The following is a 14,437-nucleotide window of genomic DNA, read 5'->3' on the forward strand; positions in this document are numbered from 1 at the left end:
ATGACACCTGACAGCAACACCAGAAAGGTCCGTTATGCCGTAATCGGGGGCGGGCAGATTTCCCAGCAGGCCTTCATGCCAGGCATGGCGCGGGCAAAGAATTCCGTGCTGGCCGCACTGGTGACCGGTGACCCGGAAAAGGCCCGCAGGCTGGCAGCGCGCTATGACATCCCGGCCAGTCATTATGATGACCTGCCCACCCTATTGCATTCGGGCAATATCGACGCGGTTTATCTGGCCACCCCCAACGCGCTCCACCGGCAGTATGCGGTGCCCGTGCTGGAGGCAGGGCTGCATCTGCTGCTGGAAAAGCCCATGGCGACCAGTGTTGCGGATTGCGAAGCCATTCTGGACGCGCGCAAACGCGGCGGCGGCAAGCTTATGGTCGCTTACCGCCTGCATTGTGAACCGGGGACGGTGGAGTTGATCTCACGCTGCCGCAACGGGGATTTCGGGCACCTGATGGCCTTCAGTTCCATGTTCGGGCAGAATTTTGCCGAAGCCAATCATCGCGGCCATTCCGGCTACTGGTCCGGGCCGGTGCCCGACATGGGCACCTATCCGCTGAATGCGGTGCGCAACCTGTTTGCACGCGAACCGGTGGAAGTCCACGCCATAGGCACGAAAACGCCGGGGCGGGGCTTCAACTTTGATGATACGGTTTCCGTCACCCTGCGCTTTGCCGAAGGGCGGATGGCGCATTTCCTTGTCAGCTATGCCTGCGCGCCGGTCGAGAATTTCTCGCTGGTGGGGGACAGGGGCAGCGTGACCGCGGGCCCGTGTTACATGTTTGGACCCGATACCGGCATTACCTATACCACCAGCATAAACGGCCGCAAGGAAACGCGCCGCCATGATCCGGTGGAGCAGTTTGGTGGAGAAATAGCCTATTTTTCCGATTGTATCCTGCATGATCGCGACCCCGAGCCGGATGGGGAAGAAGGATTACGCGACGTACGTGTCCTGGCTGCAGTGGAGCGCGCGCTACAGACCGGCCAGCCGCAGAAGCTGGATCCCATGCCACCCGCACGCGTGGCGCTGCCCGATCAGATCATGACCCTGCCGCCGGTCCGTGAACCGGGTATTCAGGAGATGATAGGCATTATCCCACAATCAGCCTGACGTGGCATTCCAGAATAAAATTCTGATCAATAAAGAATTTCTGGCTGCCGTCTTTTTTCAAAGAGGCGGCATTTCATGAAGCTTTCCGAAAAAAGCTGTCTCAGAACCGCAGGATGCTCACAGGCAGGCCTTTCAAACAGTTGCCTATGTATTCAGGCGCATGATGGTCATCCCGACTGGCCCCGATCCCGCTAAACACCCCTGATCCATGCCGGATTACCAGCAGGTGGGCGGCCCGTAATAATCGTCCTCGCCCTGGTCGGACATGGGGACCATGCCGTCAGCCCCACCCGGTGATGGTGTCACCGCGGCAGGAAACCGGTCCCTTTTCATGTCTTGCCGGAAAAAAAACCGCAGTCCACGGCATGAAGCTGCGGCCTGCGGTTATATCCGCCGTAATTTTTACCCAGCCTACATTTTGGGCAGGTCACCGTAATAGGTATCGACCTGACTTCCGTACTGGCTGTTTGTCCAGTCGGGGGACGTATCCTCGGCATAGGCAGGAGCGGCCTCAAGCTGTTCGCGCGTCAGGGCAACAATGTAGCCACCACGGTCCTTGTCGTAATGCAGGTTTTTCCACGGCAGGGGATGGTAACTGTTGCCCATGCCCAGGAAGCCGCCAAAACTCATGACGACATACGCAACGTCACCACTGATCTTGTCCACCATGAAATACTTGACCGTGCCGAGTTTTTCACCCGACGGGGAGTACACGGACGTGCCCTCGACCTTGTCGGAAGAAATCAGGTCATGTTTGTCGGTCATGCCGGTGGTTATGGAACCATTTGTCGTATTGTTTGTCATTGAAGCAGACATGATGCTTCTCCTTGAATGTCATGAAGGCCACGCCCCCATCGGGGCGGATCGCACCGGACGGGGGACGGCATTCATGTAGATCAGGCAGGTCGGGCGGAACCCGGTTACAGGTCCCGCCCACCCGGTTACTTACGACTTGCCATGACTATGCTGGCCGCCCTTGCGTCCGGCTTCCGCCGCGCGTTCGGGATCATCCGCAAAGTTGCCCGAACCGTGCTGCGTGGCCTTGTGGGTGCCTGCGGCGTGGGTCGTGGCGGAGGATGTCGATTTTTCCGCCGTATGCCCGCCATGGCTGTGCTGGCCCCCCTTGCGGCCGGCTTCGGCTGCACGTTCCGGATTATTGGCGAAGTTGCCGGAACTGTGCTGCCCGCCCTTATGCCCGGCTTCGGCCGCGCGGGCAGGGTCGTTGGCAAAGTTGCCGGGATTGTGTGCGGCCCCCCCACCACCACGGCTGTCGGCCGGTGCGAATACGGGCTGGCTGGTGCGTGCGTGCAGGGAGATATGATAACTCATGATCCTCACCTTTCCATATCACAGCGGCTACAGAAGGTCCTTGTTTTTCCCCGGTACCCTGCTGGGCCCCAATGGGGAAGCGACCCCGAAAATGCGCGCTGTGGGAAGATCAACGGCACATCATCCCGACGGTTCCGCAGCAGCCATATAAAATAAACAGGGCGACACCACACTTCATACAGACACGAAACAGGTCGGTTTCATAATACAATTAAGACCATATACTTTATAATTCCCTTATACGCATCATATACGGATTCAGGTAAAGGAACTGAAGCCGCTTCGTTTGTGCCAGAGATTCGTCATTTTATGGGGAATACAGGGAATATATTTGTTGCACGGCATCATTACTTCCATTCCATATATGCAACATTATGGATGCCACACACGGTCATGCCCGGACGGGACACGGTCCGGGTGGTGTATCCGTGACATGCCACATGTTGCCCCGACGCGGACCGGACACGCAAAGGCCCCTTATCATGACAGACGACCTGCATTTCCCGTGCCGATGCATCTGCCGAAGCCGCCCATGCCAGCATTGGGCAGACGCACAAATACAGTGGTGATCCGTATATCGTCCCTCCACGCTGCGTGGCGCGCATGGTGGCGCAGACTGGTGCACGCGACGAAGTCGTGGTCGCCGCCCTGCTGCACGACGTGGTGGAGGACACACCCGTCACCCTGGCGGATATAAAAGCTGCGTTTGGTGCTGACGTGGCGACACTGGTTGAAATGGTGACGGATGTCAGCTGCCTCGCAGATGGTAACGGCAGGCGGCGCAAGACCATGGACCAGACAATCAAGCTGGCTGACCTGATCGACAACACGGCTTCCATCACACGGCACGATCCGGGATTTACGCGGGTTTACATGCATGAAAAGAGGGAACTGCTGGATGTGCTGACCCGAGGGGATCAGGAACTGCACCAGCAGGCGGCGGCGCTGGCCGCGCAATACACCCGGCAGGAGTAAAAGGGCAGGGGAAAGCATAAACAGGTTTCTGGTGAAACTATGAAAAAAGGCGGCACCCAAAAACTTTCCCGCTTATCAACCAAGCAGCACGGGCATTTCGTCGTATGCGCGATGGCGGGTAAGGATTGAAGAGGTTGCTACGGCCCGGCATGCGGCGTGGATCATGCCGGGCATGTTGTGCCTTCGATTTGTGGTCCAGCAGAAAGCGCCGAGATAATCGGATGTATGCTGCGGGGCGATGGCCTTGTGCGTTGCCTTGAGGGCCGTGCTCAGATTGGCGATGGCGGTATTGAGGCCGTGGAACGGCGCGGTGCGCTGTCGGGAGGGGCGTCTGCTGCCGCTGACAGTGACCACATGGGATCGCACAGATGTGCCGAAAGCCAGAAAAGCCTTCAGGCCATCGGTATGAACCCTGACGGTTGCCGTCAGGCAGGTATCGGCGAATGCCCGCACCGCCCTGCTGGTGAAGCCAGCCACCATCCTCATGGCGACATGGCCCATACGGCCGTCTTCATATCGCTCGGTCGCGGCGATCATTCTGGTCTTGCCTCCCGGACCCGAGCCCTGGTTGCGCTCGCCGCCCAGATAGACATCATCTGCCTCGACCACGACCGGGGCACCGTCCGGACCAGAACCACCGAGAAGATAGCGGGTTTCCCGTTCGGTCATGGCGCGACGCAGGCGTTTGGCGAGATACCACGCCGTCGGATAGCTCACGCCCAGCCGACGGCCCAGTTCGATAGCCGAGACGCCCTGTTTGGTGCTGGTCATGATATGCATGGCCCGGAACCAGGTCGTGAGGGGAAGTTTTGTCCCGTTCATCACCGTGCCGGCCGTGACCGACCAGCGACGGTTGCAGCATGTGCATCCCACCCGGCGACCACAAAGGTAATTGCGATCGTGGCCGCAGGACGGGCAGGCCATCAATGCCTCCCGACGCGCCATCATCAACGCCTCGATACAGGCTTCTTCCGTGCTGTAGAGACGCTCGAACTCAACGTCTGTCAGACCTTTCATGACCTTCAACATCACCAGAACTCCAGCCACTCAAGTTCATATGGGATGTCAAAACACGCCCGGTAAGGCCGTGCTGTCTTGTTGATACGCGGGAAGTTTCTTTGATTTGCGGTGCAGGCTTCTATGAGAACAATGTCGTGGCGCGGGCTATGCCCGCCACAGTCCCCGTCGAGGTCGGTATCGCGAATGATGCCCGTAATCGTCTAGTGTATCGTCGCAGACGCCGTTTCGCCTGATTCCACAGAAGTCCTCCCTGCCGTTGATATGGTTATGCCCTTCGCTGAAGCATCTGGCGTGGTTGATCCTTTCATGCTGGAACTCAGAGACATCAAGCGTCCGGTAGGCATGCCATGAATCCGAATAAACGATTGAAGCCGGTCGTATCTTCCTGCGGATGACCGACATGAGCGTTTGGCTTCCCGTATCGGGGATCATCATGGAGTGGAGGTAGTCACCGTGCTTGAGAAGTCCGGAAACGGCGACCTTTCCGGCAGTAACCAGGCCCTTTTATCTTTGCGATGTCTAATAAAATAGCTCTTATCGACTTCGACCTCTCCCGCAAGCGACGCTTCTAGAGTATTATGCCTGGCAATGATTTCCCGAATCTTGCGGTAGAACAGGGTCGCTGTATTGCAGTTGATGCCAATGATCTCCGCAGCGCTGCGCGCAGGCGTACCCGCCGCCACGTGCTCCAGAATTCCGTTTTTGGATGACAAGTGCCAACCGGCTGCGACGGCGTACTTTCAGATGATATGTCAACCCTTTATTGGCTTACCTATGCCAGCCCCTTATAATTTAAAAAACAGACCCGTTTGATCCAGATGACACGACGGCTGGAAATACCGATCGGCTGTGTGCAGAGTCAGAGGTTACGGAGCGACTTCTGACCCGGACCGGCAGGAGGCGAGCGCGTGTTCCAGATAGAGCCGCAGCAGCGTAACGGCTTCCTCATCCTGGGCAGGGCGAGGAATCGAATGATCCTGTGGCAGGGCAAAGATCGCCTTGACCAGATGCAGCAGCATCACCGCCCGTTCGTCATGCGGGCCCGGAGAGCCACCGAGCCGTGACAACAGCTGGCTCATGCGCCCGATCAGCGCCTTGCGAAGCGTTCCTGTCCCATCTGGCAGGGTAATCCCACTGTCGATCAGGGAAAGGACGACTGAGCGTTCCGTCCGCAGACGCCGGATGATGTCCAGCAGTCCTTCCGACGCGTCGGTTGGTGACAGCGGCGGATCGCGGTCGATCAATCCATCCAGAGCATGGAGTAGCCGCGCGCCATAACGTTCGAGCACTGCGGCGGCCAGCACGTCCTTGGTCGGGAAGAAACGGTAAAGCGAACCGATCGCCGTGCTGGAGCGGGCAGCGATCTCGGTCATTGTCGCCGCCTCGTATGACTTCTCGCCAAAGACCGTTGTCGCGGCTGCGAGGATCGCTTCAACGCGGTCCCGTCCGCGCTGCCGTTTGGGCGCGAGTGGCGATGAACGGGGTGGGCTTGACATAATGCGAGGGTACCCTCAACTTTCTTTTATACGAGACAGTCCTCGCATAACCGATTTCCCATTGCGGGTCGATGTTCGACCCGACCATGTATCCGTACCTAGCCTGAAGGCGCCGATCCGTGAACAGATTTGACCCGCGAACCACCGCCCTTGTCCTCATTGACCTGCAGAATGGCATACTGGCCCTGCCAACCGCCCCGCGGCAATCGTCGCAGGTGCTGGAGAACGGTAAATCGCTTGCTGCCCGCTTCCGGGATGCAGGTGCTACGGTCGTATTGGTTCGGGTCGCGTTTGCACCCGACTTTGCCGACGCACCGCCGGGTTCCGCCGACCAGCCCTTAAGCCCGCCGGAAGGCAGCCTGCCAGAGGATTGGGCGCACCTGGCCGACGGGCTGGTGGCGCCCGGTGATATTGTCATCACCAAACATCAGTGGGGCGCGTTTACAGGCACGGAACTCGACCTGCAGCTTCGCAGGCGGGGCATCCAGACGGTCGTGCTGGGCGGCATCGCCACGAATTTCGGTGTTGAATCCACTGCACGGCATGGCTGGGAACTTGGCTATCACATCGTCATTGCCGAGGATCTCTGCACCAGCCTGTCAGCAGACCTTCATGATGTTTCCATCCGCTCCATCCTTCCGCGGATCGCACGCGTGCTGCCTTCCGATACAATCGTGTTTGGCGGTTAAGCGGTGAGGGTGGGGCCGTCTGCATGGCTGCTGGCCGGCCGATGGGGCGTACTGGCATTGCTTTCGCTGGTTTTCGGTACGCTTCTGGCCGCCTTACGCCTGCCCGCCGCGCCGCTGCTGGGACCACTGGGGGCAGCGGTTGTACTGGCCATACGAGGTGGTGCGGTCCGTATTCCCCGTTGGACCTTTCTCGGCGCACAGGGCGTGGTCGGGGTCATGATCGCCAGCTATCTTTCAGCCTCGATCTTTCACGAAATGGCAGCCAGTTGGCCGGTCTTTGTCGCCGGGACATTTTCTACCCTGTCGGCGGCAGCTCTTCTCGGCTGGCTGCTTACGCGCTCACGCCTGCTTCCCGGCACTACCGCGATCTGGGGCTCGTCACCCGGTGCGGCCACGGTCATGACATTGATGGCGGAATCATACGGGGCGGATATGCGGCTCGTGGCCTTCATGCAATATCTGCGCGTGGCCTGCTGCGCCGTCATAGCGGCTGTTGTTGCGCGCGTGGCAGGAACGCCGTCCGCCCCACTGGTCGTGGTGCAGACTCTCTCATGGCAGGGGGCTTTACTGGCGCTGGTGATTGCACTGGCAGGGAGCGCCCTGGGCACCCGTCTACGTGTGCCGGCCGGGGGACTGCTTGTGCCCATGGGGATCGGGATGGCCGCAAGGCTTGGTGCCCATCTGCCGATCGAACAGCCGCGTCTTCTGCTGGTCGCGGCCTATGCCCTGATCGGGTGGGGCATCGGCATGCGGTTTACGCCAGATGTGCTGGCTTATGCCGGACGTGTCTTTCCGCGCGTGCTGGGGTCTATCCTCGCGCTGATTACGGTGTGTGGCGGCTTTGCATTGGTGCTTGCCCGACTGGCGCATGTGGATCTGCTGACGGCTTATCTTGCAACCAGCCCTGGTGGGGCTGATTCCGTCTCCATCATCGCCTCGACCACGAAAGTGGATATGCCTTTCGTCATTGCCATGCAGGTCGCCCGGTTTTTCTGCGTTCTGGTCACCGGGCCGGCCCTGGCGCGTTTTCTATCACGTAGATCGTCGGGAAAAGGGCAACACGACATGTCGCGAAAACAGGCGAAAGGGTAAGAGGGGACTGCTGAAGAACCGATATGGCAGCTCCCTCCCTTGCACACTCGCAGATGCTGGGACTTAACGACTGTTGCTGGTGGATGATGGGAGCAGCCATCTGTCCACCGGGGTATGGTCATTCGCTTCAGTCACAGATCTCGCCGCGTCTTCGTTCGTCGTATTCCCGTTTTAACGGTCATACCCTTTCCAAGGGCGTCATAGCTTCGTTTACCACACGCATGTTGATCCTCTGGTGCGCGTTGCTGTAGGATTTTCGCCATTTCCGTACGGACTGGGTAGACGCGGTAGAAATGCTGGAGGAGCAGACAGGCGAGCCACGCTACCGACTGCTTCGGCACCGGGAGGTATGGCGCGCATCAGAACGTGCAAGGGTTACGAATAAAGCAGGCTGACAGCCGTTGCCTGCATCTGCGACTTCTCCGTCCGGGAGCAGGAAATGGCGGGTGCGATGATCGACAGACGTGCTCAGGGCAACATCACCCAACCCTGACAGCGAACCCGTTGCCCCGACCTTCATCCAGCGGCAGCATCTGGGACAGATATCCATTTATCGGGTTATCCAGATAAGCGAGGTAGTCCGGATCAAACGCATTTTCGCCGAAGACCACCGCACCGGGTGCCAACCAGGGCTCAATCAGTTTCAGAACCGGCAGATAGAGCGAGAACGCGCCATCCAGCAGGAGAAAATCAACTGGTTCCTCAATGCTGCGAAGCGTTTCAAGCGCATCCCCTTCACGGATATCCACCAGATCCGCCAGCCCCGCCGCATCAAGACTGGCCCGCGCCCGTGTCACCTTGGTGTGTTCCATTTCGCTGCTGATTAACTGCCCACCGCTATTGTCACGTAAGGCTGCGGCCAGATAAATGGTCGAGATTCCCATCGACGTGCCGAATTCCACGATCCGACGGGCTTTGCAGGCCCGCGCCATCATGTAGAGAAACTGACCGTAGCGCGGCGAGACGGCGAGAAAATTGTCGGCATAGTCGTGATAGACGCTCCGATAGTCTGCTTTTTCCTTGGCAAACAGGTCTGCCATCACCTGATCTGCCGATGTTTCCGGTGCGTTAAGGCGCGCCATCATGGTTTCCATGAGTTCACGGTCCGAGATTGCTGCCTCCCTGTGCAGCGTTTCCAAAATGGTGACGACTGGATTGGTGGCCAATGTGTTCATGGGGTATCCTTTCGCAGATGCCCGGACCCTGAAGGTCTCGCTCGATTGCGTGCTCAGGAATAGCCCTGCATGGATATGGCGTCATTCAGACATCAGGTCAGATTGTTATTCAATCTTGCCAGACTGATCCCTGCCGTCAAAGATACGTCCATGCCCATGCTGAACGCATTGCCGAAGACGGAAGACTGGATCGAACCGGATGACGTTCCCCGGGCAATCGTAACCTACGGTTATGCGGCCGGGCAGGCTGAGAGCATGGAACTGGACTTTCACAGTCATGCCAAAAGCCAGATCATGCTGGTGCAACGCGGCGCGCTTACCTGCGAGGGGGAGGGCGGGTTGTGGGTGGTTCCTCCGCGTAGTGCCATCTGGATACCGGGCGGGACACGTCATGCGATCAGGACAAGCGGCGCGCTTGAGGGTTATAATGCGTTCATTGATCCTGTTCTTGGTCCTGCCCTGCCTGAAACCTGCTGTGCGGTCGCCGTAACACCGCTGCTTCGTGAACTGTTGGTGCGGGCATCTGAACTGCCGCTCTACTACGAAGAAAACGGCGCAAACGCACGCCTGCTGGACGTGCTGCTTGATGAAATCGCGCGGGCCAGGGTTGAGGATCTCCATCTTCCCATGCCTGCTGACAGGCGTCTTCGAGGGATTGCCGGCATGATGACAGATTCCCCTGGTGAGCGGAAAACGCTCGATATCTGGGCCAGACAGGCTGGAGTAAGCGAGCGCACCCTGTCACGCCTGATCAGCCGGGAGACCGGCATGAGTTTTGGTCGCTGGCGCCAGCAGTTGAGCGTCATGCTTGCCGTCAGATGGCTGGCGGATGGCGCAACGATCCAGCAGGTCGCAGGGGATCTTGGTTACGAAAGTGTCCCGAGTTTCGTGACGATGTTCCGCAAGGTGCTGGGCATGTCTCCGGGGCGCTATATGGCCGAGCGATATGCCGGGCGTCATTAGAGAGTCCGGTATGACCGGACCTGCAGGATCGGATCATTCGACGGCTGGATGCCTCGCGGTAAAACGAGAGGGTCAAAGGTAATGACTGTGCAGGGAGCGCCATCCTCGCTTTTAATGGATTCAGGGTCAGGGTTCCGGCGTCAATTGTCTGGTCATCCTGTGCCTGGATCTGGCTGGGATCGTTAATGACATCATGCGTACCGGCCTCGGCCGTCACCAGATGCCACTGCAGGGGACGTTCATGGATGTAACTGATCAGTTTTCCATTTCGGCCCATCTTCGGCCTGTCTACCGGGCGTTTACGCCGCATTATTTCAAGACAACCGATAACAGGAACGGATTTGGCTACAAGGAGGAATGGGACGCGGCAGGGTAACAGGCTGCCGGATACGGTGAAAAGTTACCTTTGTTGCAAATCCATACATTCTATTCGGTGCGGCATCGCGTAATTCTGGTTCATGAACCGAATCAAACGGACGACTGAACGGGACATTTTACCTGCGATGAAAAGAATACTTCTAAAGCTGACGGCCTTTCTGGGGATTGTGGGGATGGGGACCGGTTTGTTCTCCATGCATCCTAACCCGGCGCGGGCCGCGGATATTGCCATCCTGCCTGTGGTGAAACCCGTCCTGTCATGTGAGGCACTGGGCAATTTCGATCTGACACATGCCGTTGGCGCTGGGATTCACGGCCAGAAGGCTACCCTGCTCCAGACCCCAAAGGGTAAATTCTGCAAGGTCACGGGCCAGATCGCGCCAACCATTTCCTTTGAAGTCGATCTGCCCATGGAGCACTGGACCCAGCGCTTCCTGCTCGGTGGTTGCGGTGGTCTGTGCGGGATGACCCATGTAGGCGTCAGCAATGCAGGGGCGTGCGTCCCGGCGCTAAATGGCGAATTTGTCATGGCGGGTGACGATATGGGGCATACCGGTTCCATGATGGGGCTGGCACAAGGCGAATTTGGCAGGAACCCGCAAAAACGTATCGATTTCGCCTATCGCGCCAACCATGTCACCACCTTGGCGGCCAGGGCCCTGACGGCAGCCTTTTACGGGCAGGCTCCGAAATATTCCTATTTTGTCGGCTGCTCTGATGGCGGGCGTGAAGCGCTGATGGAGGCGCAGCGTTTCCCCGAGGATTTTGACGGTATTTCCGCAGGGGCTCCGGCTGCGCTGTTTACCGTGCAGAATTCCTTCTACCACGCATGGAACGTGCGCGGGAACCAGCGTGCCGATGGCACCAGTATCCTGCTGCAAAGCCGCGTTGGTGTGCTGCATGATGCCGTCATCCGCCATTGCGATACGCTATCGGGCGTAAAAGACGGTATTTTGGAAGAACCACGCACCTGCCATTTTGATCCCGCATGGGTGCAGTGCCCGGCAGGGCAGGGCGATACGTCACACTGCCTGACGGCGGAGGAGACGCAGGCAGCACTGCGACTGTATAAAGGGGCTACGGACGGGGAAGGGCATCCCTACATCATCGGTGGCCCGCTGCCGGGATCGGAACTGCAATGGGCGCTGCCAGCCACAGCGCGAGGTGAGTCCATGAGCCAGGGCATTGCTGCCTCCGCCATTGCTTACGTCATTCCGCCTGAAGTGGATGAAAAAGCGGCTGATCTGGCCCGCTTCCGCTTTGATGACACATCCTTCGCCCACATGACCGAACTGGCGCCGCTGTATAATGCCGAGAACACAAACCTCCACCCGTTTCACAAGCGTGGCGGTCGCCTTATCCTGTGGCACGGTCTGGCAGACCAGTCGATCTCGCCCCTGAACACCATTGCCTATTATCAGGGCGTGCAGCGGGAAATGGGGACGGAACAGACCGACAGTTTCCTGAAGTTCTATCTGCTGCCCGGTGTGGGGCATTGTGGCAATGGCGAGGGCTTCCCGCAGGTTGATTTTCTCACCCCGCTCATGGCCTGGACGGAAACGGGGGCTGCACCCGTTGCCATCCGCACCGAACGGACGGCGCAGGGTAACGGACCGATGGGCCCCCCGCCGGGCGGGCACGGCAAGCCGCCAGCAGGGGGACAGATTCACATGGCCCCCATGCCCAGCCAGCCTTACGCCCGGCCGGATGCGGCAGCGATCGCGAGCCGGCCGGTTTATCCCTACCCCTACATTGCGCAGTATGTCGGGGCAGGGGATGTGAATGATGCAGGGAATTACCGCCCCGTAAAGTCACCCGTCTCCCTGCCCATGACGTTTGCAAGCCATGCCTCGTCGCTGATCGGACCGGATAATCAGAAGCAGTATGGCGTCCGGGACGGAAAGCTTGCTGGAGAAGACACGAAGTAACCGGAACAGCCAGCCGCCCGGCATCTGATACCGGGCGGCGTGAGGCAGGCGACGGGCGCGATATTCACACCGGTTCCGGCGCACTGACCTCGATCAGCAGGTCGTCACCTGCGGGGTGATAGAACAGGGTCCAGCGGTCACGCCCACGCGTCATGACCTCCACCGGTCCCGGCAGATAGCCGTCGGCGCACAGGCCGGCATGTCTGGCGCGCACCTCCTGCGGATCATCGAGAATGAACCCGATATGGAAATTGCGCGGGTAGGTCTGGGATGTTTTGCTCATGTCCATCAGGATCAGCGTCATGCCATCCATGCCAGTAAGCTGGGCAAAGGCGTGCTGCCCGCGTGTCTCCTCAAGGACAAATCCGAAATGCTTTTCAAGCAGGGAAGACAGTGCCAGCACATTGCTGGTGCAGAGGTTGATATGGTTCAGCTTCATCCGAAAAGCCCTGTATCATGCGTTGCAGGCGGACCTGTGAACGGGTGATCCATCCTGTCCCCGTGAGGACAGGACGCGCGACAGCCGTCACATCATGGCGTCTGAACCATGTGATCCGGCCGCGGGATCTGCTCTGGCAGGAGAGCGTGATCAGAACCATGTTCAGGGCGTCGGGCTTACCAGACCGACATACGTCTTTTTCGGCGCTCTCTTTCTGCCAGACTGCATTCTGGCCGTAAAGTCGGAAGCTGGAGCAAAGACGTGGGCCGCTTTCAGGTCTGTATATGTGCCTCGGCTGGAAAGCGGGGAGAGGGACTGACCGGCGCGCCGCAACCCATTCGACCCAGCATATGAATGCGGACAGACACTGATACCCTTGTCCGATGAAGCACCTTACATCAACGGCGCACATCTCAAGGCGCACCGTACGGCAGCCTCTCTACGTAAAAAAGGATAACACCCCGCCTGATCGGACGCACACCCCCCCCCGCCGGCTCCTGAGAGAAAAACCTATCCATCAGCGTGCCTGTCTGTTGGATGCAATAGACAGACAGGCAATTTCCGCCGCCTTCATCGCCAATGCCTGTAATCTCGTTACACAGACGCGTAGTCTGACAGACGTAACGAATTATGCACCCTCGCCTTGGTATTGTCGAACATGCCAGCCGTGCCGTTCCGCGTAATTTCGGTAAGGACCCGGTCGCGTGTCTCGATATCCTTCTGCGTTCTTGGCAGGAAGAAGGCCCCGTTGTCATCGGTTGCCAGTGCCTGGTTCGCCTCGACAAAGGGCCGTGCAATGCGCTCATAGGCTGCGAACGCCTCTTCCGGACTGTCATGCGTAGCCAGTTCGCCTGCCAGAACATAGGCGCCCACCAATGCCAGGCTGCTACCCTGTCCTGACCGGAAGGATGGCGCGAATGCCGCATCGCCCACCAGCGCCACGCGCCCTTTCGACCAGTAAGGCATCCGGATCTGACTGACAGAATCGAAATACAGATCGTCGGCTGTCGCCATCGCACCAAGCAGACGTGGAACTTCCCAGCCCATGTCGGCGAAGGCGGCCCGCGTGCGCCGGATCTGTTCTTCCGTATTACGGCAGGCGGAACCTGGCGCTTCGTCTGTTGTAAAAGCAAGGAAGCCGAAAACCCTTGGATTATCCTGAACCGCCCAGATGCCGGCCGTGCGCCCCGCCTCGGCATGAACGATCCCGCCGTGCGACAGGCCCTTATCGTTTGGCATGGAAAAGAGATTGAAGCAGAAACCAAGGGAATGGTTGAACGATGCCTCGGGACCAAAGACCAGACGGCGGGTGCGTGAGTGCAGACCGTCCGCACCGATGACGATATCGTATCGTGCCCGCCGGCCGCTGGCGAACCTGATATCGACGCCCTTACCGTCATCATGGAGAGTGTCGATTGAATCGTTGAAACAGTAATCGACGCCGCCGTTACATGTCGCGTCATGGAGCAGCGTCGTCAGCGTGCCGCGCGGCAGTTCGACATCGCGTTCGGCCTCGCTGCCGATTGCCTCATAGATCGGCACGCTGCCAATGACCTGGCCTGCCCGGTCCACGAAGCTCATTGTTCGGGATGCGATATGGGCGGCGCGGATCTGCGGCAGCAGACCCATCCGTTCGACCACGTCAATCGCCGTGCCACGAACATCGATCGGGTATCCACCGGTCCGGATGGTCGGCGCCCGCTCGACCACCGTCACGTCGAACCCATAACGGTCGAGCCAGAAGGCGAGCGCCGACCCCGCGATGCTGGCACCGGAGATGAGGACGGACCGGCGCCGTGCTGGCATCCTGGCTTTGCTCATGCTATTTCTC

The 14,437-nt window shown here is 59.0% G+C and carries 16 protein-coding genes; 7 read left to right on the top strand and 9 right to left on the bottom strand.

Features of this window, described 5'->3' with window-relative positions:
- Complete coding sequence (locus ACE2AA_RS03650; protein WP_395371227.1) at positions 1 to 1,122, top strand: Gfo/Idh/MocA family protein; 1,122 nt, start codon at positions 1 to 3, stop codon at positions 1,120 to 1,122.
- A gap of 411 nt (positions 1,123 to 1,533) precedes the next feature.
- On the opposite strand, the gene ACE2AA_RS03655 is transcribed toward ACE2AA_RS03650, so the two are convergent.
- Together ACE2AA_RS03655 and ACE2AA_RS03660 are read right to left on the bottom strand one after the other, a co-directional pair.
- A complete protein-coding gene (locus tag ACE2AA_RS03655) occupies positions 1,534 to 1,926 on the bottom strand; it encodes a PRC-barrel domain-containing protein (protein WP_141262539.1) in 393 nt (130 codons plus the stop codon).
- 141 nt (positions 1,927 to 2,067) lie between these two features.
- Positions 2,068 to 2,451: a general stress protein gene (locus ACE2AA_RS03660; RefSeq protein WP_141262533.1), complete on the bottom strand. Its 384-nt coding sequence runs from the start codon at positions 2,449 to 2,451 to the stop codon at positions 2,068 to 2,070.
- Between the two features lie 498 nt (positions 2,452 to 2,949).
- Between ACE2AA_RS03660 and ACE2AA_RS03665 the strand changes: the two genes are divergently transcribed.
- A complete protein-coding gene (locus ACE2AA_RS03665) occupies positions 2,950 to 3,426 on the top strand; it encodes an HD domain-containing protein (protein ID WP_395372115.1) in 477 nt (158 codons plus the stop codon).
- A gap of 75 nt (positions 3,427 to 3,501) precedes the next feature.
- Here the strand turns inward: ACE2AA_RS03665 and ACE2AA_RS03670 are convergent, their stop codons facing one another.
- The 4 genes from ACE2AA_RS03670 to ACE2AA_RS03685 all read right to left on the bottom strand — a co-directional run bounded on the left by ACE2AA_RS03670 (position 3,502) and on the right by ACE2AA_RS03685 (position 5,942).
- On the bottom strand, positions 3,502 to 4,443 hold the full coding sequence (locus ACE2AA_RS03670; RefSeq protein ID WP_395370702.1) for an IS1595 family transposase: 942 nt from the start codon (positions 4,441 to 4,443) through the stop codon (positions 3,502 to 3,504).
- Between the two features lie 147 nt (positions 4,444 to 4,590).
- Complete coding sequence (locus tag ACE2AA_RS03675; RefSeq protein WP_395371229.1) at positions 4,591 to 4,881, bottom strand: transposase; 291 nt, start codon at positions 4,879 to 4,881, stop codon at positions 4,591 to 4,593.
- Entirely contained in the window at positions 4,878 to 5,129 is a 252-nt protein-coding gene (locus ACE2AA_RS03680) for a hypothetical protein (protein ID WP_395371231.1), read from the bottom strand. The genes ACE2AA_RS03675 and ACE2AA_RS03680 overlap by 4 nt, the downstream gene beginning before the upstream one ends.
- Positions 5,130 to 5,312: 183 nt before the next feature.
- Positions 5,313 to 5,942 carry a TetR/AcrR family transcriptional regulator gene (locus tag ACE2AA_RS03685; RefSeq protein ID WP_141299872.1) on the bottom strand — a complete coding sequence of 210 codons (630 nt, stop codon included), beginning with the start codon at positions 5,940 to 5,942 and terminating at the stop codon, positions 5,313 to 5,315.
- 119 nt (positions 5,943 to 6,061) lie between these two features.
- On the opposite strand from ACE2AA_RS03685, the gene ACE2AA_RS03690 reads away from it, so the two are divergent.
- The gene (locus tag ACE2AA_RS03690; protein ID WP_141299874.1) at positions 6,062 to 6,631 is read left to right on the top strand and encodes a hydrolase; all 570 of its coding nucleotides are present in this window, start codon (positions 6,062 to 6,064) and stop codon (positions 6,629 to 6,631) included.
- Positions 6,632 to 6,640: 9 nt separating this feature from the next.
- Positions 6,641 to 7,723: an AbrB family transcriptional regulator gene (locus ACE2AA_RS03695; RefSeq protein WP_395371234.1), complete on the top strand. Its 1,083-nt coding sequence runs from the start codon at positions 6,641 to 6,643 to the stop codon at positions 7,721 to 7,723.
- Positions 7,724 to 8,202: 479 nt separating this feature from the next.
- Here ACE2AA_RS03695 and ACE2AA_RS03700 read toward each other — a convergent pair whose 3' ends face one another.
- On the bottom strand, positions 8,203 to 8,898 hold the full coding sequence (locus tag ACE2AA_RS03700) for an O-methyltransferase (RefSeq protein WP_395371236.1): 696 nt from the start codon (positions 8,896 to 8,898) through the stop codon (positions 8,203 to 8,205).
- 150 nt (positions 8,899 to 9,048) lie between these two features.
- Between ACE2AA_RS03700 and ACE2AA_RS03705 the strand changes: the two genes are divergently transcribed.
- The 3 genes from ACE2AA_RS03705 to ACE2AA_RS03715 all read left to right on the top strand — a co-directional run bounded on the left by ACE2AA_RS03705 (position 9,049) and on the right by ACE2AA_RS03715 (position 12,167).
- On the top strand, positions 9,049 to 9,861 hold the full coding sequence (locus ACE2AA_RS03705; RefSeq protein ID WP_395371237.1) for an AraC family transcriptional regulator: 813 nt from the start codon (positions 9,049 to 9,051) through the stop codon (positions 9,859 to 9,861).
- 241 nt (positions 9,862 to 10,102) lie between these two features.
- Complete coding sequence (locus ACE2AA_RS03710; protein ID WP_395371239.1) at positions 10,103 to 10,237, top strand: hypothetical protein; 135 nt, start codon at positions 10,103 to 10,105, stop codon at positions 10,235 to 10,237.
- Positions 10,238 to 10,433: 196 nt separating this feature from the next.
- The gene (locus tag ACE2AA_RS03715) at positions 10,434 to 12,167 is read left to right on the top strand and encodes a tannase/feruloyl esterase family alpha/beta hydrolase (protein ID WP_395371241.1); all 1,734 of its coding nucleotides are present in this window, start codon (positions 10,434 to 10,436) and stop codon (positions 12,165 to 12,167) included.
- A gap of 64 nt (positions 12,168 to 12,231) precedes the next feature.
- Here the strand turns inward: ACE2AA_RS03715 and ACE2AA_RS03720 are convergent, their stop codons facing one another.
- Positions 12,232 to 12,606 carry a VOC family protein gene (locus ACE2AA_RS03720; protein WP_395371243.1) on the bottom strand — a complete coding sequence of 125 codons (375 nt, stop codon included), beginning with the start codon at positions 12,604 to 12,606 and terminating at the stop codon, positions 12,232 to 12,234.
- Positions 12,607 to 13,200: 594 nt separating this feature from the next.
- Complete coding sequence (locus ACE2AA_RS03725) at positions 13,201 to 14,427, bottom strand: FAD-dependent monooxygenase (RefSeq protein ID WP_395371245.1); 1,227 nt, start codon at positions 14,425 to 14,427, stop codon at positions 13,201 to 13,203.
- Positions 14,428 to 14,437: the final 10 nt, after the last annotated feature.

The organism is Komagataeibacter diospyri (assembly GCF_043995075.1).
Taxonomy (GTDB): Bacteria; Pseudomonadota; Alphaproteobacteria; order Acetobacterales; family Acetobacteraceae; genus Komagataeibacter; species Komagataeibacter diospyri.